Annotated in this window: 23 protein-coding genes; 10 read left to right on the top strand and 13 right to left on the bottom strand. The window is 64.6% G+C overall.

The genetic code is table 11. The features are described 5' to 3' along the window. Nucleotides 1-239: 239 nt before the first annotated feature. From adeC to EL191_RS19345, 3 genes are read right to left on the bottom strand one after another with little or no spacing between them, the layout of a single operon-like run. Complete coding sequence (adeC, locus tag EL191_RS19355) at nt 240-1,673, bottom strand: AdeC/AdeK/OprM family multidrug efflux complex outer membrane factor (RefSeq protein ID WP_041980634.1); 1,434 nt, start codon at nt 1,671-1,673, stop codon at nt 240-242. Then, nucleotides 1,670-4,813 (bottom strand): efflux RND transporter permease subunit, encoded by a 3,144-nt coding sequence (locus EL191_RS19350; RefSeq protein ID WP_017363614.1) that lies wholly within the window; start codon nt 4,811-4,813, stop codon nt 1,670-1,672. The genes adeC and EL191_RS19350 overlap by 4 nt, the downstream gene beginning before the upstream one ends. 14 nt (nt 4,814-4,827) lie before the next feature. Further along, the gene (locus EL191_RS19345) at nt 4,828-5,976 is read right to left on the bottom strand and encodes an efflux RND transporter periplasmic adaptor subunit (RefSeq protein ID WP_017363615.1); all 1,149 of its coding nucleotides are present in this window, start codon (nt 5,974-5,976) and stop codon (nt 4,828-4,830) included. Nucleotides 5,977-6,155: 179 nt separating this feature from the next. On the opposite strand from EL191_RS19345, the gene EL191_RS19340 reads away from it, so the two are divergent. After that, nucleotides 6,156-6,791: a TetR family transcriptional regulator gene (locus EL191_RS19340; protein WP_013717107.1), complete on the top strand. Its 636-nt coding sequence runs from the start codon at nt 6,156-6,158 to the stop codon at nt 6,789-6,791. A 71-nt stretch (nt 6,792-6,862) separates the two neighbouring features. Here the strand turns inward: EL191_RS19340 and EL191_RS19335 are convergent, their stop codons facing one another. The 3 genes from EL191_RS19335 to EL191_RS19325 all read right to left on the bottom strand — a co-directional run bounded on the left by EL191_RS19335 (nt 6,863) and on the right by EL191_RS19325 (nt 8,533). Continuing rightward, nucleotides 6,863-7,045 carry a hypothetical protein gene (locus EL191_RS19335; protein WP_013717106.1) on the bottom strand — a complete coding sequence of 61 codons (183 nt, stop codon included), beginning with the start codon at nt 7,043-7,045 and terminating at the stop codon, nt 6,863-6,865. A gap of 157 nt (nt 7,046-7,202) precedes the next feature. Beyond that, nucleotides 7,203-8,219 (bottom strand): zinc-binding alcohol dehydrogenase family protein, encoded by a 1,017-nt coding sequence (locus EL191_RS19330; RefSeq protein ID WP_017363616.1) that lies wholly within the window; start codon nt 8,217-8,219, stop codon nt 7,203-7,205. A 20-nt stretch (nt 8,220-8,239) separates the two neighbouring features. Beyond that, nucleotides 8,240-8,533, bottom strand: coding sequence for a putative quinol monooxygenase (locus tag EL191_RS19325; RefSeq protein WP_013717104.1), 294 nt, complete (start codon nt 8,531-8,533; stop codon nt 8,240-8,242). A gap of 105 nt (nt 8,534-8,638) precedes the next feature. Here EL191_RS19325 and EL191_RS19320 point away from each other — a divergent pair, with 105 nt between their 5' ends. The 8 genes from EL191_RS19320 to EL191_RS19285 all read left to right on the top strand — a co-directional run bounded on the left by EL191_RS19320 (nt 8,639) and on the right by EL191_RS19285 (nt 15,557). Continuing rightward, the gene (locus EL191_RS19320) at nt 8,639-9,553 is read left to right on the top strand and encodes a LysR family transcriptional regulator (protein ID WP_013717103.1); all 915 of its coding nucleotides are present in this window, start codon (nt 8,639-8,641) and stop codon (nt 9,551-9,553) included. Between the two features lie 97 nt (nt 9,554-9,650). Beyond that, entirely contained in the window at nt 9,651-10,037 is a 387-nt protein-coding gene (locus EL191_RS19315) for a DUF2946 domain-containing protein (protein WP_013717102.1), read from the top strand. Nucleotides 10,038-10,118: 81 nt separating this feature from the next. Next, nucleotides 10,119-11,513 (top strand): PepSY-associated TM helix domain-containing protein, encoded by a 1,395-nt coding sequence (locus EL191_RS19310; RefSeq protein ID WP_041980636.1) that lies wholly within the window; start codon nt 10,119-10,121, stop codon nt 11,511-11,513. A gap of 45 nt (nt 11,514-11,558) precedes the next feature. Beyond that, nucleotides 11,559-12,053, top strand: coding sequence for a copper chaperone PCu(A)C (locus EL191_RS19305; protein ID WP_041980758.1), 495 nt, complete (start codon nt 11,559-11,561; stop codon nt 12,051-12,053). 8 nt (nt 12,054-12,061) lie between these two features. After that, on the top strand, nt 12,062-12,427 hold the full coding sequence (locus EL191_RS19300) for a DUF2946 domain-containing protein (protein ID WP_232005491.1): 366 nt from the start codon (nt 12,062-12,064) through the stop codon (nt 12,425-12,427). A 59-nt stretch (nt 12,428-12,486) separates the two neighbouring features. Next, nucleotides 12,487-14,571, top strand: a complete 2,085-nt coding sequence (locus EL191_RS19295; RefSeq protein ID WP_041980638.1) for a TonB-dependent copper receptor — start codon at nt 12,487-12,489, stop codon at nt 14,569-14,571. 183 nt (nt 14,572-14,754) lie between these two features. Continuing rightward, nucleotides 14,755-15,021 carry a PepSY domain-containing protein gene (locus EL191_RS19290; RefSeq protein WP_017363621.1) on the top strand — a complete coding sequence of 89 codons (267 nt, stop codon included), beginning with the start codon at nt 14,755-14,757 and terminating at the stop codon, nt 15,019-15,021. After that, a complete protein-coding gene (locus tag EL191_RS19285) occupies nt 15,021-15,557 on the top strand; it encodes a cytochrome b/b6 domain-containing protein (RefSeq protein ID WP_041980639.1) in 537 nt (178 codons plus the stop codon). Before EL191_RS19290 ends, EL191_RS19285 begins: the two co-directional genes overlap by 1 nt. A 75-nt stretch (nt 15,558-15,632) precedes the next feature. Here the strand turns inward: EL191_RS19285 and EL191_RS19280 are convergent, their stop codons facing one another. The 5 genes from EL191_RS19280 to EL191_RS19260 all read right to left on the bottom strand — a co-directional run bounded on the left by EL191_RS19280 (nt 15,633) and on the right by EL191_RS19260 (nt 21,287). Next, on the bottom strand, nt 15,633-16,580 hold the full coding sequence (locus tag EL191_RS19280; protein WP_041980641.1) for an adenosine deaminase: 948 nt from the start codon (nt 16,578-16,580) through the stop codon (nt 15,633-15,635). 278 nt (nt 16,581-16,858) lie between these two features. Further along, nucleotides 16,859-17,824 (bottom strand): 2-oxoglutarate and iron-dependent oxygenase domain-containing protein, encoded by a 966-nt coding sequence (locus tag EL191_RS19275; protein ID WP_041980642.1) that lies wholly within the window; start codon nt 17,822-17,824, stop codon nt 16,859-16,861. 191 nt (nt 17,825-18,015) lie between these two features. Further along, complete coding sequence (locus tag EL191_RS19270) at nt 18,016-19,098, bottom strand: BMP family ABC transporter substrate-binding protein (protein WP_041980643.1); 1,083 nt, start codon at nt 19,096-19,098, stop codon at nt 18,016-18,018. Between the two features lie 356 nt (nt 19,099-19,454). Then, nucleotides 19,455-20,810 (bottom strand): 8-oxoguanine deaminase, encoded by a 1,356-nt coding sequence (locus EL191_RS19265; RefSeq protein ID WP_041980644.1) that lies wholly within the window; start codon nt 20,808-20,810, stop codon nt 19,455-19,457. Nucleotides 20,811-20,936: 126 nt separating this feature from the next. Then, nucleotides 20,937-21,287, bottom strand: a complete 351-nt coding sequence (locus tag EL191_RS19260) for a MerR family DNA-binding transcriptional regulator (protein ID WP_017363626.1) — start codon at nt 21,285-21,287, stop codon at nt 20,937-20,939. A gap of 82 nt (nt 21,288-21,369) precedes the next feature. On the opposite strand from EL191_RS19260, the gene EL191_RS19255 reads away from it, so the two are divergent. Further along, nucleotides 21,370-21,768: a hypothetical protein gene (locus EL191_RS19255; RefSeq protein ID WP_013717090.1), complete on the top strand. Its 399-nt coding sequence runs from the start codon at nt 21,370-21,372 to the stop codon at nt 21,766-21,768. A 76-nt stretch (nt 21,769-21,844) separates the two neighbouring features. Here EL191_RS19255 and EL191_RS19250 read toward each other — a convergent pair whose 3' ends face one another. Continuing rightward, on the bottom strand, nt 21,845-22,771 hold the full coding sequence (locus EL191_RS19250; RefSeq protein ID WP_041980646.1) for an ABC transporter permease: 927 nt from the start codon (nt 22,769-22,771) through the stop codon (nt 21,845-21,847). Between the two features lie 16 nt (nt 22,772-22,787). Then, entirely contained in the window at nt 22,788-23,885 is a 1,098-nt protein-coding gene (locus EL191_RS19245) for an ABC transporter permease (RefSeq protein ID WP_041980648.1), read from the bottom strand.

The raw sequence follows: 23,885 nt of genomic DNA, 5'->3' as shown, positions 1-23,885 counted from the left end.
CGGACTCGTCCGCGAAGCCTAGTGTTCTGAATTACGACTCGATGCAGCGGCATCGTCTAGAAAACCTTAACCGGCAGGCATTAGCCGCAGGCCAGTCCTAATCGCCGACACGCAGCGTTCCCGGCCCCCGGATTTCATCCGGGCTACGAAACGTCGTAACCCAGCAAAAAAAACGCCCCCGCAAAGACTGCGGGGGCGGCGCGTTGGGGAAGGTCGTCCTTGAAGCGGGTTACGCGCGGTCAACCTTGTGGAGCATTGCTCCCCGTATCGCTCCAGCCACCACCCAGGGCCTTGTACAGCTCGACTTCGCTGCTGAGCTGGGCCAGGCGGTCGGTGATCAGCTGCTGGCGCACGCTGAACAGCTGGCGCTGGGCATCGAGCAGGGTCAGATAGCTGTCCACACCCGTGCGGTAGCGGCGCTCGGCCAAGTCGTAGTAGGTCTCGGTGGTCTCCAGCAGGGCGCGTTGGGCGTCCAGCTGTTGGCGATAGGTGGTGCGTGCGGCGAGGCGGTCAGCGACTTCCTGGAAGGCCACCTGGATGGCTTTCTCATACTCGGCGACGCGGATATCGCTTTGCAGCTCGGCATAGTCGAGGTTGGCGCGCAGGCGGCCGGCGTTGAAGATCGGCAGGCTGATCTGCGGCTGGAACAGCCAGGTGCCCGAGCCGCTGTCGAACAGGCCGGACAGTTGGCTGCTGGCGGTGCCGGCATTGGCGGTCAGGCTGATGCTGGGGAAGAACGCCGCGCGCGCTGCGCCGATATTGGCGTTGGCCGCCTTGAGCTGGTACTCGGCTTGCAGCAGGTCAGGGCGCCGCTGCAGCAGGTCGGCGGGCAGGCCGGCCGGAACCTGTTCCAGCAGTTCGGCATTGAGCGCCAGGCCCTGCGGCAGGTCGGCCGGCAGGCCGGTGCCGAGCAGTTGGGTCAGGGCGTTGCGATCCTGGGCGACCAGGCGCTGGTACTGGGCCAGGCTGACGCGGGCGCTGTCCACCGAGCTGCGCGCCTGGCTCAGGGCCAGGGCGTCGGCGACGCCCACGTCGAAGCTGCGTTGGGTCAGCTGGTAGCTTTCTTCAAAGGTCTTCAGGGTGTCCTGGGTCAGCTGCAGCAGCGCCTGATCTGCCTGCCATTGCAGGTAGGCGTTGGCGACGCTGGCCACCAGGCTGATCTGCGTGCTGCGCTGCGCCTGTTCGGTAGCCAGGTACTGCTGCAGGGCCTGCTCGCTGAGGCTGCGGATACGGCCAAAAAAGTCCAGCTCCCAGGCGTTGACGCCTAGGGTCGCGCTGTACTGGCCGCTGGTGCGGGCTTCGCCGGTCTGGTTCAGATCGGCCGGCAGGCGCTGGCGGGTGCCGGCGCCATCGGCGGAAACCGAGGGCAGCAGGTCGGCGCGCTGGATGCGGTACAGCGCGCGGTAGGCTTCGACATTCAGCGCGGCGACGCGCAGGTCGCGGTTGTTCTCCAGCGCTACCTGCACCAGCTGCTGCAGCGCCGGGTCACGGAAGAACTCGCGCCATTGCAGGTCGGCCGCCGCGCGGCTGCCCTCGCTGGCGGCGCTGCCATAGGCCTGGCCTTGCGGCCAGTCGGCGGCCACCGGGGCTTCGGGGCGCTGATAGTCGGGAATCAGGCTGCAGCCGCTGAGCAGAGCGGCGGCCACGGCCAGGGACAACAGGGACTGCCTCATTGCAGTACCTCCTTCTCGTTTTCACTGGTCGGCTCGGGGCGCTTTTTCTCGAATATCGAGCAGACCACTACGTAGAACAGCGGAATCCAGAAGATCGCCAGAACCATCGCGCTGAGCATGCCGCCGATCACCCCGGTGCCGATGGCGTGCTTGCTGCCGGCACCGGCACCGCTGGCGATGGCCAGCGGCAGGCAGCCGAGGATAAATGCCAGCGAGGTCATGATGATCGGGCGCAGACGCATGCGGCAGGCTTCGATGGCCGCTTCGGCGAAGGTCATGCCCTGTTCGTATTGCGCCTTGGCGAATTCGACGATGAGGATCGCGTTACGCGCCGACAGACCAATGGTGGTGAGCAGGCCGACCTTGAAGAACACGTCGTTGGACAGCCCGCGCAGCTCGGTGAACAACAGCGCGCCGATGATCCCCAGCGGCACCACCAGCATCACCGAGAACGGGATCGACCAGCTCTCGTACAGGGCTGCCAGGCAGAGGAACACGACGATGGCGGAGATCACGAACAGCGCAAGCGTCTGCGAGCCGGCCAGGCGTTCCTCGTAGGACAGGCCGGTCCAGGAGTAGCCGACACCCTGTGGCAACTGCGACGCGATCTCCTCGACGGCGGCCATGGCATCACCGGTACTGTAGCCGGGCGCCGGCGCACCGAGGATTTCCACCGCCGAGACGCCGTTGTAGCGTGCCAGCTTGGGCGGGCCGTAGGTCCACTCGCCACTGGCGAAGGCACTGAACGGCACCATCCGGCCCTGGTCGTTGCGCACGTACCACTTGTTCAGGTCTTCCGGCGCCATGCGGGCTTCGGACACACCCTGCAGGTAGACCTTCTTCACCCGTCCACGGTCGATGAAGTCGTTGACGTAACTGGCACCCCAGGCGATCGACAGGGTGCTGTTGATGTCCGACAGCGACAGGCCGAGGGCGCGGGCGCGCTCGTCGTCGATCAGCAGCTGGTACTGCGCTTCGTCGCGCAGGCCGTTGGCGCGCACGCTGTCGAGCACCGGATGCTGGTTGGCCAGTTGCAGGAACTTGTCGCGTGCTTCGTTCATCACCTGGTGACCGACGCCGGCCTGGTCCTGCAGGAAGAAGTTGAAACCGGTGGCGTTACCCATCTCCATCACCGCCGGCGGGGCGAAGGCGAACACCATCGCATCACGGAAGCTGAAGAAGTGCATCTGCGCCCGTTGCGCCAGTGCGGCTACGCCATTCTCCTCACCCGGACGTTCGCCCCAGGGCTTGAGCATGATGAAGGCCATACCGGAGCTTTGGCCGCGGCCGGCGAAGTTGAAGCCGGTAACGGTGAACACCGATTTGACCGTGCTGGCCTCGTCGTTGAGCAGGTATTCACGCATCTCGTCGACCACCACCTGGGTACGCTCGGCGCTGGAGCCGGACGGCGTCTGCACCTGGGCGAACAATACGCCCTGGTCTTCCTCGGGGAGGAACGCGGTGGGGATGCGGGTGAACATCCAGGCCATGATGGCGACGATGACCAGATACAGGATCAGGTACGGCGCCTTGCGTTTGATCATGCCCGCAACGCCGCGCTGATAGGCAATGCTGCCGCGCTCGAAGGTGCGGTTGAACCAGCCGAAGAAGCCGCGTTTGGCTTCGTGGTGGTCACTATCGATGGGCTTGAGCAGGGTGGCGCACAGCGCCGGGGTGAAGACCAGTGCCACCAGCACCGACAGCGACATGGCCGAGACGATGGTGATGGAGAACTGCCGGTAGATCACCCCGGTGGAGCCGCCGAAGAATGCCATCGGCAGGAACACCGCCGACAACACCAGGGCGATACCGACCAGCGCGCCCTGGATCTGGCCCATGGATTTCTTGGTTGCCTCCTTGGGCGACAGGCCTTCCTCACGCATCACCCGTTCGACGTTCTCTACCACCACGATGGCGTCGTCCACCAGCAGGCCGATCGCCAGTACCATGGCGAACATGGTCAGGGTGTTGATGGAGAAGCCGAACGCGGCGAGCACGCCGAAGGTGCCGAGCAGTACCACCGGCACCGCCATGGTCGGGATGATGGTGGCGCGCAGGTTCTGCAGGAACAGGAACATCACCAGGAACACCAGCACGATGGCCTCGAACAGGGTGTGTACCACCCCTTCGATGGAGGCCGAGATCACCGGCGTGGTGTCGTAGGGGAAGACCACTTCCATGCCGGCCGGGAAGAACGGCTCGAGATTGGCGATGGTCTCCCGCACCGCCTTGGCGGTGTCCAGGGCGTTGGCACCGGTGGCCAGGCGAATCGCCAGGCCGGAAGCCGGCAGGCCGTTGAACTGCGCGTTGATCGCGTAGTTTTCGCCGCCGAGCTCGACCTTGGCGATGTCACCGAGGCGCACCTGGGAACCGTCGGCCTGCACCTTGAGGAGGATCTTGCGGAACTCTTCCGGGGTCTGCAGGCGGGTCTTGCCGATGATGGTGGCGTTGAGCTGGTTGCCCGGCGAGGCGGGCAGGCCGCCGAACTGGCCCGAGGAAATCTGCACGTTCTGCGCCTGGATGGCGCTGCGCACATCGACCGGAGTCAGCTGGAAACTGTTGAGCTTGGCCGGATCGAGCCAGATGCGCATGGCGTACTGCGCGCCGAACACCTGGAAGTCACCGACGCCCTTGGTCCGCGAGATCGGGTCCTGCAGGTTGGAAACGATGTAGTCGGAGAGGTCCTCACGGGTCATGCTGCCGTCTTTCGACACCACGCCGATGACCATGAGGAAGTTCTTCACCGACTTGGTCACGCGGATGCCCTGTTGCTGTACTTCCTGCGGCAACAACGGAGTGGCCAGTTGCAGTTTGTTCTGCACCTGGACCTGAGCGATGTCCGGGTTGACCCCCTGTTCGAAGGTCACGACGATTTCCATGCTGCCGTCGGAGTTGCTGGCCGAGCTGACATAGCGCAGCCCGTCGATACCATTGAGCTGCTGTTCGATCACCTGTACCACGGTGTCCTGCACCGTCTGCGCAGAGGCGCCCGGGTAGCTGACCTGGATGGAAACGGCGGGCGGCGCGATGCTTGGATACTGGTTGATCGGCAGCTTGAGGATGGACAGGCCACCCGCCAGCATGATCACCAAGGCGATCACCCAGGCGAAGATCGGCCGGTCGATAAAGAATCTGGACATTCAGTACTTCTCCGTTAGTCCTGGCCGTTGGCTTGTTCGGCGTCTTGGGCAGGCTGTTCGGTCTTGACGTTCGTCGCCGGCACGGCCTTCACCTCGGCGCCAGGCTGCACGAACTGCAGGCCTTCGGTGATCAGGCGGTCGCCTTCCTTCAGGCCATCCTCGACCAGCCAGGCGCTGCCGGCGGTGCGATCGGCCTTGAGCACACGCTGCTCCACCTTGTTCTCGGCGTTGACCACCATCGCGGTCGGCTCGCCGCGCTGGTTACGGGTCACACCCTGCTGCGGGGCGAGGATGGCGTTTTGCTTGACCCCGGAAAGCAGCTCGGCATGCACGAACATGCCCGGCAGCAACAGGTGATCGGGATTGGGGAATACCGCGCGCAGGGTCACCGAACCGGTGCTTTCGTCCACCGCGACTTCGGAGAATTCCAGGGTGCCTTCATGGGCGTAGCGGCTGCCGTCTTCCAGTTTCAGTGCGACCTTGGCCGCGCTCTCGCTGGCCTTCTGCAGGCGGCCTTCGGCCAGGTCGCGGCGCAGGCGCAGCAGTTCCTTGCTCGATTGGGTTACGTCGACGTAGATCGGATCGAGCTGCTGAATGGTGGCCATGGCGTTGGCTTGACCGTTGCTGACCAGTGCGCCTTCGGTCACGGCGGAACGGCCGATGCGGCCGCTGATCGGCGCCATCACCTTGGTGTAGCGCAGGTCGATGCGTGCCTGCTCCAGTGCGGCGTCGGCCTGCAGGCTGGCGGCGCGGGCTTCGTCGTACGCCTGCTGGCTGACAGCCTTGTCGCTGACCAGCAGCTTGTAGCGATCAGCCAGGGACTTGGCAGACAACTGCGTGGCCTGGGCGCTCTTGTAGGCAGCTTCGTAGGTGGCCGGGTCGATCTGGTACAGCTGCTGACCGGCCTTGACCTCGCTGCCCTCGGTAAACAGGCGTTTCTGGATGATGCCATTGACCTGAGGGCGTACCTCGGCGATGCGATAGGCGCTGGTGCGGCCCGGCACTTCGCTGGTCAGGGCAAAGGGTTTGGCTTCGAGCGTGACCACTCCGACCTGGGGCGTTTGCTGGGTTTCTGGAGCGCTGGATTCCTGGCAACCGGTGAGACCGAGCATTGCCACGGCGATGGCGGAAACCAAGACAGCGAAGGCTGGCTTCGAGTGCATCTGAGAACCTCGTTTTATCGAATCATGGCCCAAAGGGCGAAGGGGGCGAAGGCAGGGGAAAAATCGATGCAGGAATATACTTACGTACGTGAATGTTTGTAAATGCCTAAAGCTGCCTGCATACTCTCGCCCGTCCTCCTTTACCGGAGCTTTACAAAAGGGCGAGATCAGGTAGACAGATGGCCAGACGAACCAAAGAGGAGGCGCAGGCAACGCGGGTGCAAATACTCGATGCTGCCGAGCGGGTGTTTCATGCCCAGGGCGTTTCCCGTGCGTCTCTGGCAGAAGTGGCGAAGGAGGCCGGCGTCAGCCGCGGCGCCATCTACTGGCACTTCGAGAACAAGATAGACCTGTTCCAGGCCATGCTCGAACGCCTGCGTCTACCCCTTGAAGAGCTGGCGCGTGCCAGTGAGAGCGAGGACGAGCCCGACCCGTTGGGCTGTATGCGCGAGTTGCTGATCAAGGCACTGACGCGCCTGGCCTGCGAACCGCAGACGCATCGCACCCATGACATTCTGCGTTACAAATGCGAATACACCGGTGAGCTGCTCGGCCTGCGCGAGCGTATGCAGGCGCTGAGCCTGGAGTGCGATCAGCGTATCGCCAAGGCATTGGGCAATGCAGTCAACAAGGGCCAGTTGCCCGAGGATCTGGATTGCGTGCGAGCGGCCGTGTGCCTGCATGCCTATATGGAAGGCATCGAGGCCAACTGGCTGTTGGTGCCCAATTTCGACCTGGCGCAACAGGCGCCTGCGCTGGTCGATACCGTGTTGGATATGCTGCGCAGCCCGGCGCTACGCCTGATGCCGGTGTAGGCGCGAATTCATTCGGATTGCATCGCGGATATCGTGGATAAATCCGCTCCTACGAGGCACTGGGCCGAGCCTCAGCCCGCCTTACGTTGCTCGGGCCAGTCGGGCAGGGCGTGTGGCGCGCTTAGTCGCGCTTGCAGCCTGGCGACGAACTGGTGCGCTTCTTCCTCGCTGCGAAAATTAACGCAGTGCTGATCCAGACGAACCTGCCACCGGCGTTTGCCGCCTTGATCCTGCGCTTGGACGACAATCTTCATGTTGATCACCTCCTTGAGCGGCGACCTGCGGTCGCGCTGGTTGGGGAGGGTCAGGATAGTGCGCCTGCGTGACCTTTTTCTGACGTGGATCAAACGCCTGGTCAGGCCAGGCGCGCCTCGCGATGAACGGCACCGCGAGACGCTTGCGGCTGGGGGCTCAGAATCCTTCGAGGACGATCTTGCCTTTCGCTTTGCCGCTTTCCAGCAGCGCGTGGGCACGGCGCAGGTTGGCGGCGTCGATGCGGCCGAAATGCTCACCGAGCGTGGTCCTGATCACGCCGCTGTCGACCAGCCCGGACACCCGCTGCAGCAGGCGATGCTGTTCGATCATGTCGTTGGTCTGGTACAGCGAGCGGGTGAACATCAGTTCCCAGTGCAGTGACAGGCTCTTGCGCTTGAGCTGCATCACGTCCAGCGGTTGCAGCGGGTCATCGATCAATGCCAGGCGGCCCTGCGGCTGCAGGCACTCGATCAGTTGCGCGTAGTGCTGATCGGTTTGGGTCAGGCTGGCGACATGGGTAACCTGGCCAACACCGATACGCGCCAGCTCCTGGCTCAGTGGCTTGCTGTGGTCGATCACGTGATGCGCGCCCAGCTCGCGGACCCAGGCCTGGGTTTGCGGGCGCGAGGCGGTGCCGATCACGGTCAGCCCGGTCAGGCGCCGCGCCAGCTGTGTGAGGATCGAACCGACACCTCCAGCGGCGCCGACGATCAGCAGGCTCTGGCCCTGATCGGCCGACCCTTCGGCAATCTGCAGGCGCTCGAACAGCAGCTCCCAGGCGGTGATGGCCGTCAGCGGCAGCGCCGCTGCTTCGGCGAACGACAGGCTGGTGGGCATGGGGCCGGCGATGCGCTCATCGACCAGGTGCAGCTCACTGTTGGCGCCGGCACGGTCGATGGCGCCGGCGTAGAACACCTGGTCGCCAGGTTGGAACAGGGTCACTTCGCTGCCCACCGCCTTGACCACGCCGGCAGCGTCCCAGCCCAGCACCTTGGCGGCACCGTGCTCAGGCGCGACGTTCAGACGAATCTTGGTATCGACCGGATTGACGGAAATGGCCCGGACCTCCACCAGCAGATCGTGCGGGCCGGGTGAGGGTGCGTCCAGTTGCACGTCCAGCAACGCTTCGGGATGGTCGGCCGGCAAAGATTGGTAGTAGGCGATGGCTTTCATAGGGTGAGTCCTCTGTGTGTTCAGGCGATGCGTTGCAGCGGGAGCAGATCGATACCGACCAGCCGCTCGCCGAACGTGTGGGTGAAATGCTGGAAGTGGCGCGTTGCGCGGTGCTGATCCAGCGCCTCGGCGTCGCGCCATCGTTCGATCATCACGAACTGCTCGGCGCGCGTTTGATGGCGATGTAGGTCGTACTGCAGGCAGCCGGGTTCGGCGCGGCTGGCGGTGACCAGTTCCTGCAGGCCAGCGGCGACTGCCTCGGTATGCGCCGGCAAAGCGTTGATGGTGGCGATGAGCGTGATTTCAGCGGTCATGGCAGGCTCCGATGTTGGGGTGGCGTCATGCTCGTTTATTTGTATGGCGAGAAAAAGATGATGGTTATAGAGTCTCTTTCATCATAATTTTGAAAATTAGCCATCATGCTGCGTTTCGATGACCTGCAACTCTTCGTGCGTACCGCTGAAACCGGCAGCCTGTCGGCCGCGGCGCGGCTACTCGACGTATCACCGGCGGTAGCCAGCGCCGCGCTCAAGCGCCTGGAACAGCAACTGCAGGTGCGTCTGCTGGCGCGCTCGACGCGCAGCCTGCGCCTGACGCCCGAGGGCGAGCTGTATCTGGTGCACGCGCGCCTGGCCTTGCAGAGCCTGGAAGAGGGGCGCCAGCAACTGGCCGGCAGCCAGGAAGGCATTCGTGGAGTGTTGCAGCTGTCGGCGCCCTCGGACTTCGGCCGCAACACCCTGCTGTCCTGGCTGGACGAGTTCCAGGGCGAGCATCCGCAACTGCAGCTGCGCCTGCTGCTGGCCGACCGGGTCGCCGATCTGTTCCGCGAGCCGGTGGACATCGCCCTGCGCTATGGCGCGCCGGAAGACTCCAGCCTGGTGGCCTTGCCGGTAGCGCCGGACAATCGCCGCGTGCTCTGCGCCTCGCCGGCCTATCTTGCGCGGCAGGGGGCGCCGCAGACGGTGGAGGCGCTGCGCCAGCACAACTGTCTGTTGTACATGCTGCACGGCCGCGTACATGACCGCTGGCGTTTTCAGGACGGCAAGCGCGAGATGGTCATGAGCGTTGCCGGCAATCGGGTGTGCGACGATGCCGATGTCACCCGGCGCTGGGCTGTGGCCGGACAGGGCGTGGTCTACAAGTCCTGGCTGGACGTGGCCGACGATGTCCGTGAAGGGCGCCTGCAGGTGCTGTTGCCCGGCTGGTTGGGCGAGCCGACGCCGCTGTATCTGGTCTGCGCGCACCGGGCTCAACTGAGCAAGGCGGTGCATTTGCTGCGCGAGTTCCTCCAGGTGCGCTGCGAGACGTTGCTGGCAGCGGCACCCTGGCGATGACGATAAAGTGCCGGGCGCCTGCTAGACTCCCGTACCAGGCCTCTGCGGCAACGTACCGCAGTGTCGCGCTGCCATCCTCTGTTTAGAGTCACGCTCCATGAAACTGGCCCGCAAAGACCGCTCACTGACCGCCTGGGTGCTGTACTTCAGCATTCTGTTCAGTGCGTTCGTCTGCGCCATCAGCCACGGCCAGATGGCCGGCATGCAGCTCAGCGGTCTGGACGGACAGTACTGTTCGTTCGAAGGCAACTTCGGCGCAGGAGCCGACCTCGACGGCTCCGGCATCGTCGCGCCGAACCCGGCCACAGGCTCCAACTGCGCCCTGGCCAGCCTGTTCAGCGCCATCATTCTTGCGGCTTTCTTCGGCCTGCTCGGGTTGCTGGCTGCCGAGCGCAGTTGGTCGGCATCCGCGCTGCATCTGCCGCGTATCACCCGTTATCGCTGGCCTCCGGCCAATCCCCGCGCTTCTCCTTTGTTCGCCTGATCCGTCCGCCCGCTCCGGGCGTCCCTATCATGCGAATGCCTGACCGCGCGTCGACGACCGCGGTGGGCTGGAGAAAGCTTCATGGCGTCTTCCCCCGATTGCACCGCGCCTGCTCGTGCGGCCCCGTCTTTCTATAACCTGGCCTGGCGCTGGCATTTCTATGCCGGGTTGTTCGTCATCCCGTTCATGATCCTGTTGTCGATCACCGGGATGATCTATCTGTTCAAGCCGCAGCTCGATACTTGGCTGTACCCGCATCTGATGCTGGCGCCGGCGGCCGAGCAGCGCGTCAGCGCCGACCAGCAGCTGGCCTTGGTCGAGCAGTTGTATCCCGGTGCCGCGGTGAGCAAGTACCTGCCCCCGGTCGGCGAGGGGCGCAGCGCGCAGTTCGTCATCGAGCATGATGGCCGCCTGCTCAACCTGTTCGTCGATCCCTACCGCGGCACCCTGCTCGGCGAGCAGGACGGGCAATGGAACCTACAGGCCGTGGCGCGCACCCTGCACGGCGACCTGATGATCGGCACTCTGGGCGACCGGCTGATCGAGCTGGCTGCCGGCTGGGGCATCGTGTTGGTGGTGTCCGGCCTGTATCTGTGGTGGCCGCGCGGCAACAACCCGGCCGGCGTACTCTGGCCGCGGCTGCATGCCCGAGGACGCCTGCTGTGGCGCGACCTGCATGCAGTGATCGGATTCTGGGGCTCCCTGCTGCTGTTGTTCATGCTGCTCACCGGGATGACCTGGACAGGCTTCTGGGGCGCTCAGTTCGCCGGTGCCTGGAATCAGTTCCCGGCAGCGATGTGGGATGACGTGCCGAAGTCCGGGCAGCTTGCCGGCAGCCTCAACAGCAGCCGCGAGCAGACCGTTTCCTGGGCGGCGGAGGTCACGCCGCTGCCGGCATCCGATGCGCATGCCGCGCATCGCGGCCATGTCGGTCACGACCAGGGTCCGGCGGCGCCACGCATCAGCCTGCAGCAGGTGGTCGACAGCGCCGATGCGCGTGGCGTGCAGCGCGGCTACAGCATCAGCTTCCCGCAGGGCGCCAGCGGCGTTTACAGCGTCGCATTGTTCGCCGATGACCCTCGCAACGACGCCACCCTGCATCTGGACCAGTACAGCGGCGCGGTGCTGGCCGATGTGCGCTGGGCGGACTACGGCATGGTGGCGCGGGCGGTGGAGAGCGGGGTGAAGCTGCACGAGGGCAAGATGTTCGGCCTGGCCAACCAGATCCTGATGGCGCTGGTCTGCCTGCTGATCCTCTTCAGCTCGGTCAGCGGCCTGGTGCTCTGGTGGAAACGCCGCCCGGCTGGCCGCCTCGGTGTACCGCCACTGCGCCATGACCTGCCGCGCTGGAAGACCGCCATCGGCGTGATGATCGTGCTGGGCATGGTCTTTCCGCTGGTGGGCGTCTCGCTATTGCTGATGTGGGCGCTCGACCGCTCCCTGGGTTTGCTGCCCAGACCCCGACTCGCCAACTGAAGACGTGCCATGATTTTCAACGATACCAACCCGGAGACAACTCATATGAACCTGCGCAAAACCCTGCTGGGCCTCGCTCTGATCCTGCCCACGATGCTGGCCCAGGCCCACGAGTACGAAGTCGGCCAACTGCATATCGATCACCCCTGGTCGCGCGAGATGCCGCCAGTGGCGCCAACCGCGGCGGCCTATTTCGTTGTGCACAACAAGGGCAGCGAGGCCGATCGTCTGCTTACCGTCAGTAGCCCGGTGGCCGGCAAGGCCGAACTGCACGAGCACGTACACGCCGATGGCGTGATGAAGATGCAGCAGGTTCAGGACGTTGCCATCCCCGCGGGTGGCGAGGTGAAGTTCGAGCCCATGGGCTACCACGTCATGCTGTTCAACCTGAAGCAGCAGGCCAAGGACGGTGAACGTTTCCCGTTGACCCTGACCTTCGAGAAGGCCGGCAGCGTCGAGGTGGAGGTGGCCGTGCAGCAAGAGGCTCCGGCCGGCCACGACCATGCGGCCGGCCACGACGCAGGCAAGCACCAGCACTGATGATGAACATGGCGCGCAGACGGACTTTCGCCGCCCATCTCGGGCTGCTGGCGTTCGTCCTCGCGATGCTGGCGCCTCTGGCGTCGCAGCTGCGTGCCGAGTCGGTGGACTGGCGCTGGTTGAACGAACTGGCCTGTCACGAGGGCAGTGATTCCGTTCGGTTGGCCGGCACTATCAGCGAGCCGCTGCTACAGGTGGATGCCTGTGGCTACTGCTCGTTGTTTTCCTATTGCCCCGCGGCGGCAGACAGCCGTTGGCCGTTAGCTGGGCGGCTGCCCCCCGCTCATGAAACTGGCGCAGCGCTGCCGCTGGTGCCTCGTACTGAGCCTCACTTCCCCCGTGCGCTGTCACGCGCACCGCCCACGCGCGCCTGAATTCATCTTCAGCGAGGGCTAGCCGGCCCTTTTTGCAAATCGACCATTCAGGTATCCGCATGTCCGTTTCCTTCGTACCGGGCAGCGCCTCCGTGCGCGCTCGTTTTCCCCTGTCTGCCCTGGCCATCGCCTGTGGCTTGTGCACCATTACAGCGTTGCATGCCGAGGAGCATGTTCACGAACTGCCGCCTACGGTGATCACGGCAATCCAGCAGAGCTCACCACTGACCGTGGTGGCCGACCCCAAGGACCCGCGCCAGCCCGTGCCAGCCAGCGACGCTGCTGATTACCTCAAGACCATCCCGGGTTTCTCGGCGATTCGCAGCGGCGGCAGCAACAGCGACCCGGTGCTGCGCGGGATGTTCGGTTCGCGCCTGCTGCTGCTCACCGACGGCGGCCAGATACTCGGCGCCTGCCCCGGTCGGATGGATGCCCCAAGCTCCTATATCGCTCCGGAAACCTATGATCTGCTGACCGTGACCAAGGGCCCGCAGACGGTGATCTGGGGCCCAGGTGCCTCGGCCGGCGTGGTGCGCTTCGAGCGTGAGCCGGAGCGTTTCGGCGAGCTGGGCGCGCGCTTGCATGCCAGCGTGCTGGCTGGTTCCAACGGCCGCTTCGACCGCCTGCTCGACGGCGCCGTAGGCGGTGAGCAGGGTTACCTGCGGGTGATGGCCAACCGTTCGCATTCGGATGATTACGACAATGGTGACGGCGACACCATCGGCTCGCGCTGGGATAAATGGAACACCGACGTGACGTTGGGCTGGACGCCGGATGCCGACACCCTGATCGAACTCAGCGCCGGCCGTGGCGATGGTGAGGCGCGCTACGCCGGGCGAGGCATGGACGGCACCCAGTTCAAGCGCGAAAGCCTGGGCTTGCGCATCGAGCGCAGCAACCTCGGCGGCGTGCTGGATAAGGTCGAGGCCAAGGTCTACTACAACTACGCCGACCACATCATGGACAACTTCCGCCTGCGCGTGCCGAACCCGGCCAGCATGATGGCCATGCCGATGGCCTCGCAGGTCGACCGGCGCACCCTCGGTGCCCGGTTGGCGGCGATCTGGAAGTGGGACGACCTCGAGCTGATCACCGGCATCGATGCGCAGCGCAGCGAGCACCGTGGACGTCGCTCCACCTACAGCATGATGACGGGCTACACGGACGCCGACCGCTTCCCCTGGAGCAAGGACGCGCTGATGCACAACTACGGCGCATTCGCCGAGGCCACCTGGAGCCTGGCCGAGCGTGATCGGCTGGTTTCCGGGGCGCGGGTGGATCGAGCCTCGGCCAAGGACTACCGGCAGAGTTTTCGCAGCATGATGGGCATGGCGCGGCCCAACCCGACGGCGGGTGAGACGCGCGCCGAGACCCTGCCCAGCGGTTTCGTGCGCTACGAGCATGACCTGGCCGGTTCGCCGACCACCCTCTATGCCGGCCTCGGCCATGTGCAGCGCTTCCCCGATTACTGGGAGCTGTTCTCCGCAGGGCTGAACGGCCCGGCCGGTTCGCGCAATGCGTTCGACGGCATCGAGCCGGAGAAGACCACCCAGTTCGACATCGGCATCCAGTACCAGGACGACAAGCTGCAGGCCTGGGCTTCGGCCTATGTCGGGCAGATCCGCGACTACATCCTGTTCGACTATCGCGGCATGGGCACCCAGGCCGACAACGTCGATGCGCGCATCGTGGGCGGCGAGCTGGGCGTGGCCTACGCCTTCGCCTCCAACTGGAAGGCCGATGCGACCCTGGCCTATGCCTGGGGCAAGAACAGCTCGGACGGCGAAGCGCTGCCGCAGATGCCGCCGCTGGAAGCGCGCCTGGGCCTGAGCTACCAGCGCGATGATTGGAGCGTCGGCGCGCTCTGGCGTGTGGTCGATGGCCAGGGTCGCACCGCCGACGGGCGCGGCAACGTGGTCGGGCAGGACTTTGGCGACAGCGCCGGCTTCGGCGTGCTCTCGCTCAACGGTGCCTACCGCCTCAGCGAGCAGGTCAAGCTCAGCGCCGGGGTGGATAACCTGCTCGACAAGCGCTACGCCGAGCACCTCAACCTGGCGGGCGATGCCGGCTTCGGCTTCCCGGCCGAAAGCCGCATCGACGAGCCAGGCCGCACACTCTGGGCCAAGGTCGATTTCGACTTCTGAAGTGTTTGTGGAAGGGGCTTCAGCCGCGACTGACAAGGCTGCAGCTCTTCCCCGCAGTTATTGGATGCGTAGCCTGGATGCAATCCGGGCTACCGATTCGTGCGCGCTAATAGAGCCTTAAGGTTCAGGCGCGAGAGTGGTCCCCGCAGACCTACTTTCCCCTGCACCGAAGAGGATTCGATCATGCGCAAATTGCTTCTGCTTTCGCTGGCTCTGGCCAGCCCGTTGACCTTCGCTGCCACGCAATGCACCACCGCCGACAAGTCGCAGTGGCAGGACCAGGACAAGTTCCAGGCTGGCCTCAAGGCCCAGGGCTACGAGATCAACAAGTTCAAGGTCACCAAAGGCAACTGCTACGAAATCTACGGCTTCAACAAGGACGGCAAGAAGGTCGAGATCTACTTCGACCCGGTCAGTGGTGATGCCGTCAAGAGCAACGTGGAAAATTGATGGGCGCCGCGACCGTACGCCTGTGGGACCCAGTGGTGCGCCTGTTCCACTGGTCCCTGGCCGGCGCTTTTCTGGCCAACTACTTCCTGACCGAAGAGGGCGAGGAGTGGCATCGCTGGTTCGGTTACTACGCGGTGGCCTGGCTGGCGATTCGCCTGGTCTGGGGTTTCGTCGGTACGCCAGCGGCGCGCTGGGCCGATTTCTGGCCGACCCCGGCACGCCTCGGTGCGCATCTGCGTGCGTTGATTGCCGGGCAGCCGTATCACCGTCTCGGGCACTCGCCGCTGGGCGCGCTGGTGATGATCCTGATGATGACGCTGATGCTCGGTTTGGGCGTGACCGGCTTTCTGATGGAGGAGGTCGATTATTTCTGGGGCGCGGATCTGCCACTAGAGATCCACGAGTTCTGTGCCAATGCGCTGATGGCACTGGTGGGCCTGCATATCGCCGCCGCCTTGTTCGAGAGCTACCGGCTGCGCGAGAACCTGCCGCTGTCGATGGTGACTGGCAAGCGGCGCAAGCTCTCGGAACACTGATACTCAAGTCGCGGCTGAAGCCCCTCCCACAGTTCGCACGCCCCGTGGGAGGGGCTTCAGCCGCGATGGCCTTGCTCAGGCCAGGCGCGCGTCCAGGCTGTTCTGCGCCAGGCGTTTGGCCTGTGCCTCGGTCATGCCCAGGTGTTCGTGCAGGGCGGCGAAGTTCTCGCCGACGTAGCCGCCGAAGTAGGCCGGATCATCGGAGTTCACCGTGACCTTCACGCCGCGCTCGAGCATCTCGAGGATGTTGTGCTGGCCCATGTGCTCGAACACGCAGAGCTTGATGTTGGACAGCGGGCAGACGGTCAGCGGGATCTGCTCGTCGATGATGCGCTGCATCAGGCGCTCGTCCTCGGTGGCGCGCACGCCATGGTCGATGCGCTTGATCTTGAGCAGATCCAACGCTTCCCAGATGTACTCGGGTGGGCCTTCCTCACCGGCATGCGCCACCGCGTGCAGGCCTTCGCTGCGCGCCTTGGCGAACACCCGCTCGAACAGGCGGGGCGGGAAGCCCTTTTCCGAGCTGTCGAGGCCGACGCCGATGAAGGCATCGCGGAACGGCATGGCCTGCTCCAGGGTCTTGAACGCCTCCTCTTCTGGTAGGTGACGCAGGAAGCTGAGGATCAGGCCGTGGCTGATACCCATTTGTTTCTCGCCGTCGAGCAGCGCCTGCTGGATGCCACGCAGCACTACCTCGAAGGGAATGCCACGGTCGGTGTGGGTTTGCGGGTCGAAGAAGGGTTCGACGTGGATGACGTTCTGCGCCTTGCAGCGTTGCAGGTAGGCCCAGGTCAGGTCGTAGAAGTCCTGCTCGGTGCGCAGCACGTTGGCGCCGGCGTAATACAGATCGAGAAATTCCTGCAGGTTGTTGAAGGCATAGGCCGCGCGCAGGGTCTCGACATCGCTCCAGGGTAGGGCGATCTGGTTGCGTTCGGCCAGAGCGAACAGCAGTTCGGGTTCCAGCGAGCCCTCCAGATGCAGGTGCAGTTCGGCCTTGGGCAGGGCGTTGAGCCATTCGGGCATGGTGGTTTCTCGTGGTCAGGCTTGGGTAACCGGTAAGTTTAACCGCTCGGACAGGATCGTGCTGTGCCGATGGGCGGGGCTCCCCTTGTGGGAGCGGACTTGTCCGCGAATGCCGGGTTCGTCTTGAGTATCCTGTAGGAGTGGATTCATCCGCGGATTTCCGATCATTCCCGCGCTCCGCGTGGGAATGCCGTTGCAGACGCTCCGCGTCTGAGGGACGCAGAGCGTCCCTGGCTGGTCTCCCACGCCGGAGCGTGGGAGCCATCATCACGCCCGCTTCAGCCCTGCGTTTCCTCGCGCCGATAGGCATAGGTATCGGCGAAGCGCGACAGCAGGTACTCGGCGCTGGTTACCGGTGTGTATTTGGCCGGGTTGTCCGCGCTGGAACAGTTCGGCAGGCAATCGATCAGCGTGTCGGGGTGCGGTTCGGCGAAGAAGGGCATGGAGTAGCGATCCACCCCCAGCGGGCTGATCACCCGGTGCGGCGTCGAGGTGTAACGGTCGTTGCTCCAGCGCGCCATCATGTCGCCGATGTTGACCACGAAACTGCCGGCAATGGGCGGCGCGTCGATCCACTTGCCACTGCGCGCGCGAACCTGCAGGCCACCGGCTTCATCCTGATAGAGCAGGGTGACGCAGCCGTAGTCGGTGTGTGCGCCGGCGCCCTGTTGCTCGGCGCTGCTGGCGGTATGGCGCGGCGGGTAGTGGATCATGCGCAGCACGCTGATCGGCTCATGAAAGCGTGCCTCGAAGAAGTCGTGCTCGATGTCCAGCGCCATGGCCATGGCGCGCAGCAGGGTCTTAGCCAAGTCCTGCATGTCGCCGTAGTGGGCTTCCATCAGCTCGGCCCAGCCGGGCATGTCCGGGTGACGGTTCGGCCCACGCAAGGGTTTGCCGGCCAGCACCTCGGGGTGATCGGCGGGCATGTGGAAACCCATGTCGAAGGTTTCCTTGAGGTCGCTCGGCTTGCTCGGGTCGAGCTGTTCGGTGGCGATGGCGCCGTAGCCGCGGTGGTGGGCGGTCTGGGTGATATCGATCCTGAGTTTTTCCTCGGCCGGTTGGGCGAAGAAGGTCTTCGCCGCGCTGAGCAGGGCGTCGATTCGCTCGGCGCCGATGGGATGGCCGACGATATAGAAAAAGCCCCAGTCGCGGCAGGCACGGTCGATCTGCTCGGCCACGGCAGGCCAGGCCGAAGCGTCGTCGGCGTAGAGAGGGGCGATGTCGATGATGGGTAATGCGTTCATGTTGAGCCTCGGGTGGGCGGTGCTGCGAGTCTTCTCGTACCCAGGGCAGCGGAAAGAGACCTCGGATGAGATCCCCTTGATGCGGTTCTGCCGGTAGCAGGGACGGCATCGGTGATTTCTTGATCATCGCGGCTGAAGCCGCTCCTACGGGGGCAGGAGGCATTCCGCTTCAGCCGCGATGCTTTGTGTAGTTACTTCGGCAGCTCGGCCTTCACGTTTTCCACGTAATAGTTCATCGCAGCCAGCTCGGCATTGGTCGCGCTCACGCCATCGGCGATGCGCACTGCGCCGCTCTGATCCTTGATCGGGCCGGTGAAGGGGTGGAACTTGCCGCTGCGAATGTCGGCGATGATCTGCTCGGCCTCGCTCTTCACGCCGGCAGGCACCAGATCGCTGATCGGCAGTGAGAGGGTGTCCTCGGCCAGGCCGCCCCAGAAATCTTCGGATTTCCAGGTACCGTCGATCACCGCCTGGGTGGACTTGATGTAGTGCGGGCCCCAGTCGTTGACGATGGAGGTGAGCACGGCCTTCGGCCCGAAGTGAGCCATGTCCGAGGCGTAGCCGACGGAGTAGATGCCACGGCGCTCGGCGGTCTGGATCGGCGCCGGGCTGTCGGTGTGCTGGAACATGACGTCCACGCCCTGGTCGATCAGCGCATTGGCGGCGTCGGATTCCTTGCCCGGATCGAACCAGGTGTTGACCCACACCACCTTGATCTCGGTGCCCGGGTTGTACTTGTCCAGGGCCAGCTGGATGGCGTTGATGTCGCGGATCACCTCGGGGATCGGGAAGGAGGCGATGTAGCCGACTTTCTTGGTCTTGGTCATCTTCGCCGCGAGGAAGCCGCCGACGTAGCGCCCCTCGTAGGAGCGCGACAGGTAGGTGCCGACGTTCTTGTCCTGCTTGTAGCCGGTGGCGTGCTCGAAGGTGACCTTGGGGAATTGCTTGGCCACCTTGATGGTCGGGTTCATGTAGCCGAAGGAGGTGGTGAAGATCAGGTCGAAACCGCCCTTGGCCATGTTGCGAATCACCCGCTCGGCATCGGCACCTTCCGGCACGTTCTCTACGAAGCTGGTGGTGACCTTGTCGCCCATTTCCTTGATCAGCATCTGCCGGCCTTGTTCGTGCTGGTAAGTCCAGCCGTGGTCGCCGATAGGGCCGATGTAGACGAAGCCGACTTTCAAGGGATCGGCGGCGGAGGCGCTGAGCATGGCGCCAAAGCCCAGGGCGGCGACGAGGGTGCGCAGCAGCGGTTTTTTGCTCTTCTCGAACATGGTGGGTGCAGCTCCAGTCTTGGTATTGGGATGGCCGTTGGTTGGCTGATCCCATGACTGCAAAAAGCTGACCAATAAGACAGATAGCCGTGGCGGACCCATTTCATGCAGATGCGGTTGTACGGGATGGAACGGTCTTGGTGCGCAGCGCGTGCAGTTGCCGTTTTGTGGTGCGCAAAGGGCGACTGCTTGTGGGATGTACGCAGGTAGGAGCGAGCTCTGCTCGCGAAGCTTTCTAGGTATGAGCCTTCGCGAGCAGTGCTCGCTCCTACAGCCGATTAATCGCTGACCGCTCGTAGGGTGCGCCGTGCGCACCTTGGTTCACCAGCGCGCACGGCTCACCCTGCGGATCGTCCTCAGCCGTTGATCAGCTCACGCGCCGCCTGGCGGTGATTGGCGATCAGCTGCGCCACATCGAGCCCTTCGATCTGCCCATCGATAACGCGCCAGGTGCCGCCGATCATCATCCGGTCGGCGCGGTCGGCGCCGCACAGCAGCAGTGCGGAGAGTGGATCGTGACTGCCGGAGAAGCGCAGCTCATCGAGCTTGAACAGCGCCAGGTCGGCCTGCTTGCCTACAGCCAGTTCACCGATGTCGCTGCGCCCCAGCAGTTTCGCCGAGCCCTTGCTGGCCCAGCCAAGCACGCGCTGCGGGGTGATCTGCTCGGCGCCGTAGCGCAGGCGCTGGATGTACAGCGCCTGGCGCGCTTCGAGGATCATGTTCGAGGCATCGTTGGAGGCAGAGCCATCGACGCCCAGGCCCAGCGGCGCACCGGCGGCTTCCAGCTCGACGCTGGGGCAGATGCCCGAAGCCAGGCGCATGTTGGAGCTGGGGCAATGACAGATGCCGGTGCCGGCAGCGCCCAGACGGGTGATCTCGTCAGGGTTGAAATGAATGCCATGTGCCAGCCAGGTGCGCGGGCCGAGCCAGCCGACGCTGTCCAGGTAATCCACGGTGCGCAGGCCAAAGCGCTGCAGGCAGAAGTCCTCCTCGTCGAGGGTTTCGGCCAGGTGGGTGTGCAGACGCACGTCCAGCGCCTCGGCCAGTTCGGCGCTCTGGCGCATGATTTCCTGAGTCACCGAGAAGGGCGAGCAGGGCGCCAGGGCGATCTGGATCTGCGCCCCGTCGCCGCGCTCGTGGTACTGGCCGATCAGGCGCTGGCTGTCCGCCAGGATCACCTCGCCCTGCTGTACCGTTTGCTGCGGCGGCAGGCCGCCGTCGGCTTCGCCCAGGCTCATCGAACCGCGGGTGAGCATGGCGCGCATGCCCAGTTCGCGTACCGCTTCGACCTGCACATCGATCGCGTTCTCCAGGCCGCCGGGGAACAGGTAATGATGATCGGCGGCCGTGCTGCAGCCGGACAGCAGTAGTTCGGCCAGCGCCACCTTGCTGGCCAGGGCGAGCTTCTCGGGAGTGAGGCGTGCCCAGACCGGATAGAGCGTCTTCAGCCAGGGGAACAGCGGCTGGTTGACCACCGGCGCCCAGGCGCGGGTGAGGGTCTGGTAGAAGTGATGGTGGGTATTGATCAGGCCCGGCAGCACCACGTGCTCGCGGGCATCGAACACTTGCTGGCAGGGCGCGGCAGGTTGCTGGCCGGCACCGAGCACTTCGACGATGCGGCCATCCTCGATCACCAGGCCGCCGGAAGCGTCCAGGTCATTGGCGGTGAAGATGGCAAGGGGATTCTTGATCCAGATACGGGTAGCTGCCATGAGCAGGCTCCTCTGAGGTTGATGTCAGGTAAGCCAGCTCAGTGTTGACCCTGTCTGCTGATCCAGGTGCGTCGGCATCGACGTGCGCGGAAGATAGCTGACTTTTTGGTCAGCAAGCAATCGCTGTCAGGCGCGCAGCGGGCAGGTGGTGGTCAGGCGCTGCAGCAGTTCGCTGCGCAATTGCTGCAGTTCGTCGATGCGGCGCTCGATAAGTGCCAGCTTGTCCTGCAGTAGTTGGGTCACCGACTGATCCGGGTCGCTGGTCTGCCACAGGCCGCCGACATGCTGGCTGATCTCGCCAAGGCTGAAACCCAGGCGCTGCGCGGTCTTGATATAGGTGACCAGTTGCACCATCTCGACGGGGTAGTCGCGGTAGCCGTTGGCAGTACGCCGCGCGGCGATCAGCCCGCGTTGCTCGTAGAAACGCAGGGTGTCGCGGCTCACGTCGCAGGCTTCGGCCAGTTCTCCGATTCGCATTTTTTCGCTCGGTGGGGTGTTGACCTTGGAGCATACTCCAGGCCTTAGCCTGGGTGCTCCTTCAATGACTGGAGCAACACCCATGTGGACCCCCGAACACTATCGTCGCCTGGTACGGGCCAGCGGCTGGTATGACCTGCTGGTGGCCGCGGCCTTCGTTACGCCCTGGAGCTTCATGGCGCTGCATGGCCTGCTGCAAAGCCTGCATCACGGCCTCGGCCTGCCGGGCGCGCTGCCGGCCTTCGAACCGATGCATATGCTGCTGGGCAACCTGATGGGCTCGATCATCTGCGTCTGGTCGGTGCTGCGTATTCGCGATCCGCAAGCAGTGTTCGGTCGCTATGACGCGGCTGGTCGCCTGCTGTTCTCCACCTGGCAGATCTACGCCCTGATGCACGGCGCAACGCCGCTGATCGCGATCTTCCTGGTCTTCGAACTGGCCTGGGGCGTGGCGCAGTTGTGGCCGGTTAGGGAGAAGTAAACCTGTCGCGGCTAAAGCCCCTCCCACAGGTTGGCGCTGTTCTTGTGGGAGGGGCTTTAGCCGCGACTATTGACTGTCAATGCCCCGGCTGCCACGGCTGGCCTAGCGACACCGGCGCATACAGCCGGGTCTTGATCGCATCGCGCGAGAGCAGTACCAACACCACGATGGTGGCGACGTAGGGCAGCATGGCCAGCAGGTTCGACGGGATCGACAGGCCGATGCCCTGCGCCACCAGGTGGAGGATGCTGGCCAGGCCGAACAGGTAGGCGCCGAGCAACACGCGGAACACGCGCCAACTGGCGAATACCACCAGGGCCAGGGCGATCCAGCCGCGGCCGGCGGTCATGTTTTCCGCCCACATCGGCGTGTAGGCCAGCGACAGGTAACCACCTGCTAGACCAGCCATTGCGCCGCCGAACAGCACCGCCAGGGTACGCACGCGCAGCACCGGCAGGCCCATGGCACTTGCAGCGTCCGGGTTCTCGCCGACGGCCTGGATGACCAGGCCGACACGGCTTTTCAGCAGCACCCAGGCCACCAGCGCAAAGAGGGCGAAGGACAGATAGATCAGCACGTCCTGGGCGAACAGCATGCGCCCGATCAGCGGGATGTCGGACAGCAGCGGGATGACGATGGGCTCGAAACCGCTCAGCGGCTTGCCAACCCAGGCTGCGCCGACGAAGGTGGAAAGACCCACGCCAAAGATGGTCAGGGCCAGGCCGGTGGCTACCTGGCTGGCGTTGAAGCCCAGCGCCACAGCGGCGAACAGCATCGACAGCAGCATGCCGGCGGCAATCGCCAGCAGCACGCCCAGCCACAGGCTGCCGGTGCTGAAGGCGACGATAAAACCGATCACCGCACCGAACAGCATCATGCCTTCCTGGCCGAGGTTGAGCACGCCGCTCTTCTCGCACACCAACTCGCCCAGGGCCACCAGCAGCAGCGGTGTGCCGGTGCGCACCATGGCGTAGAAAATATTGGTCAACAGATCGAGATCCATGGGGATTCCTTGGCGTTCAAGTGGTGGCTTCGGCAAGCGTTTCGCGACGTGTCCATTTCCACTTCAGCCGTGGCCGGTAGAGGATCAGCACGTCACAGGCCAGCAGGTAGAACAGCATCATTCCCTGAAACAGCTGGGTGATCGCCTGCGGCAGATTGAGGTTCATCTGCGCGTTCTCGCCGCCCAGGTACAGCAGCGCCATCAACAGGCTGGCAAACAGAATGCCGAGCGGATTGAGACGGCCGAGAAAGGCCACGGTGATCGCCGCATAGCCGTAGCCCGGCGAGACCTGCGGTACCAGTTGGCCAATCGGCCCGGCCACTTCGCCGACGCCGGCCATGCCGGCCAGCGCGCCGCTGACCAGCAGGGCGAACCACACCAGGCGCTTCTCGCGAAAGCCGACGAAACCAGCGGCTCGGCTGTCCAGGCCCAGCACCTTGATCTGGAAGCCGAGAAAGCTCTTGTGCAGCAGCACCCACACCGCCACCAGTGCCAGCAGCGCCAGGTACAGGCCGCCGTGCAGGCGCCCGTCCTCGCTGACCAGCGGCAGGCGGCTGGCATCGCCGAACATCGCCGATTCGGGAAAGTTGAAACCGGCCGGGTCTTTCAGCGGCCCATGCACGAAGAACAGCAGCAGGTTCAGCGCGATGTAGTTGAGCATGATGCTGGTGAGGATTTCGTTGGCGTTGAACTGCGTGCGCAGCCAGGCGGTCAGCCCGGCCCAGGCCGCGCCCGCACAGGTGCCGGCGAGCACTACCCAGGCCAGCGCCCAGCGACTGTCCCAGTCGATCAGTTGCAGGGCCATGGCGCTGCCGGCCAGGGCGCCGATCAGCAACTGGCCTTCGGCGCCGATGTTCCAGATGCGCGCCTGGTAGGCCACCGTCAGGCCGAGGGCGCAGAGCAGAATCGGCAGCGCCTTGACCAGCAGTTCGGACACGCCGTACCAGTCGCTGACCGGGGCGATGAGCAGGGTGTGCAGGGTTTCCAGCGGGGCATGACCGAGCAGGGTGAATAGCAGCATGCCGCTGAGCAGCGTCAGCACGGCGGCCAACAGCGGCGACAGCCAGAGCATGGGGCGCGACTCCTGGCCGCGCGGTTCCAGGGATAACAACAT

It is taken from the genome of Pseudomonas mendocina (assembly GCF_900636545.1).
GTDB lineage: Bacteria > Pseudomonadota > Gammaproteobacteria > Pseudomonadales > Pseudomonadaceae > Aquipseudomonas > Aquipseudomonas mendocina.
The sequence above is the reverse complement of the archived record's forward strand: the minus strand, read 5'-3'. Positions and strand labels throughout refer to the sequence as shown.

What these genes read in the sequence shown, in the direction of transcription:
- adeC (WP_041980634.1), bottom strand. Translation starts at nt 1,673, where the DNA reads ATGAGGCAGTCCCTGTTGTCCCTGGCCGTGGCCGCCGCTCTGCTCAGC.
- EL191_RS19350 (WP_017363614.1), bottom strand. Translation starts at nt 4,813, where the DNA reads ATGTCCAGATTCTTTATCGACCGGCCGATCTTCGCCTGGGTGATCGCC.
- EL191_RS19345 (WP_017363615.1), bottom strand. Translation starts at nt 5,976, where the DNA reads ATGCACTCGAAGCCAGCCTTCGCTGTCTTGGTTTCCGCCATCGCCGTG.
- EL191_RS19340 (WP_013717107.1), top strand. Translation starts at nt 6,156, where the DNA reads ATGGCCAGACGAACCAAAGAGGAGGCGCAGGCAACGCGGGTGCAAATA.
- EL191_RS19335 (WP_013717106.1), bottom strand. Translation starts at nt 7,045, where the DNA reads ATGAAGATTGTCGTCCAAGCGCAGGATCAAGGCGGCAAACGCCGGTGG.
- EL191_RS19330 (WP_017363616.1), bottom strand. Translation starts at nt 8,219, where the DNA reads ATGAAAGCCATCGCCTACTACCAATCTTTGCCGGCCGACCATCCCGAA.
- EL191_RS19325 (WP_013717104.1), bottom strand. Translation starts at nt 8,533, where the DNA reads ATGACCGCTGAAATCACGCTCATCGCCACCATCAACGCTTTGCCGGCG.
- EL191_RS19320 (WP_013717103.1), top strand. Translation starts at nt 8,639, where the DNA reads ATGCTGCGTTTCGATGACCTGCAACTCTTCGTGCGTACCGCTGAAACC.
- EL191_RS19315 (WP_013717102.1), top strand. Translation starts at nt 9,651, where the DNA reads ATGAAACTGGCCCGCAAAGACCGCTCACTGACCGCCTGGGTGCTGTAC.
- EL191_RS19310 (WP_041980636.1), top strand. Translation starts at nt 10,119, where the DNA reads ATGGCGTCTTCCCCCGATTGCACCGCGCCTGCTCGTGCGGCCCCGTCT.
- EL191_RS19305 (WP_041980758.1), top strand. Translation starts at nt 11,559, where the DNA reads ATGAACCTGCGCAAAACCCTGCTGGGCCTCGCTCTGATCCTGCCCACG.
- EL191_RS19300 (WP_232005491.1), top strand. Translation starts at nt 12,062, where the DNA reads ATGGCGCGCAGACGGACTTTCGCCGCCCATCTCGGGCTGCTGGCGTTC.
- EL191_RS19295 (WP_041980638.1), top strand. Translation starts at nt 12,487, where the DNA reads ATGTCCGTTTCCTTCGTACCGGGCAGCGCCTCCGTGCGCGCTCGTTTT.
- EL191_RS19290 (WP_017363621.1), top strand. Translation starts at nt 14,755, where the DNA reads ATGCGCAAATTGCTTCTGCTTTCGCTGGCTCTGGCCAGCCCGTTGACC.
- EL191_RS19285 (WP_041980639.1), top strand. Translation starts at nt 15,021, where the DNA reads ATGGGCGCCGCGACCGTACGCCTGTGGGACCCAGTGGTGCGCCTGTTC.
- EL191_RS19280 (WP_041980641.1), bottom strand. Translation starts at nt 16,580, where the DNA reads ATGCCCGAATGGCTCAACGCCCTGCCCAAGGCCGAACTGCACCTGCAT.
- EL191_RS19275 (WP_041980642.1), bottom strand. Translation starts at nt 17,824, where the DNA reads ATGAACGCATTACCCATCATCGACATCGCCCCTCTCTACGCCGACGAC.
- EL191_RS19270 (WP_041980643.1), bottom strand. Translation starts at nt 19,098, where the DNA reads ATGTTCGAGAAGAGCAAAAAACCGCTGCTGCGCACCCTCGTCGCCGCC.
- EL191_RS19265 (WP_041980644.1), bottom strand. Translation starts at nt 20,810, where the DNA reads ATGGCAGCTACCCGTATCTGGATCAAGAATCCCCTTGCCATCTTCACC.
- EL191_RS19260 (WP_017363626.1), bottom strand. Translation starts at nt 21,287, where the DNA reads ATGCGAATCGGAGAACTGGCCGAAGCCTGCGACGTGAGCCGCGACACC.
- EL191_RS19255 (WP_013717090.1), top strand. Translation starts at nt 21,370, where the DNA reads ATGTGGACCCCCGAACACTATCGTCGCCTGGTACGGGCCAGCGGCTGG.
- EL191_RS19250 (WP_041980646.1), bottom strand. Translation starts at nt 22,771, where the DNA reads ATGGATCTCGATCTGTTGACCAATATTTTCTACGCCATGGTGCGCACC.
- EL191_RS19245 (WP_041980648.1), bottom strand. Translation starts at nt 23,885, where the DNA reads ATGTTGTTATCCCTGGAACCGCGCGGCCAGGAGTCGCGCCCCATGCTC.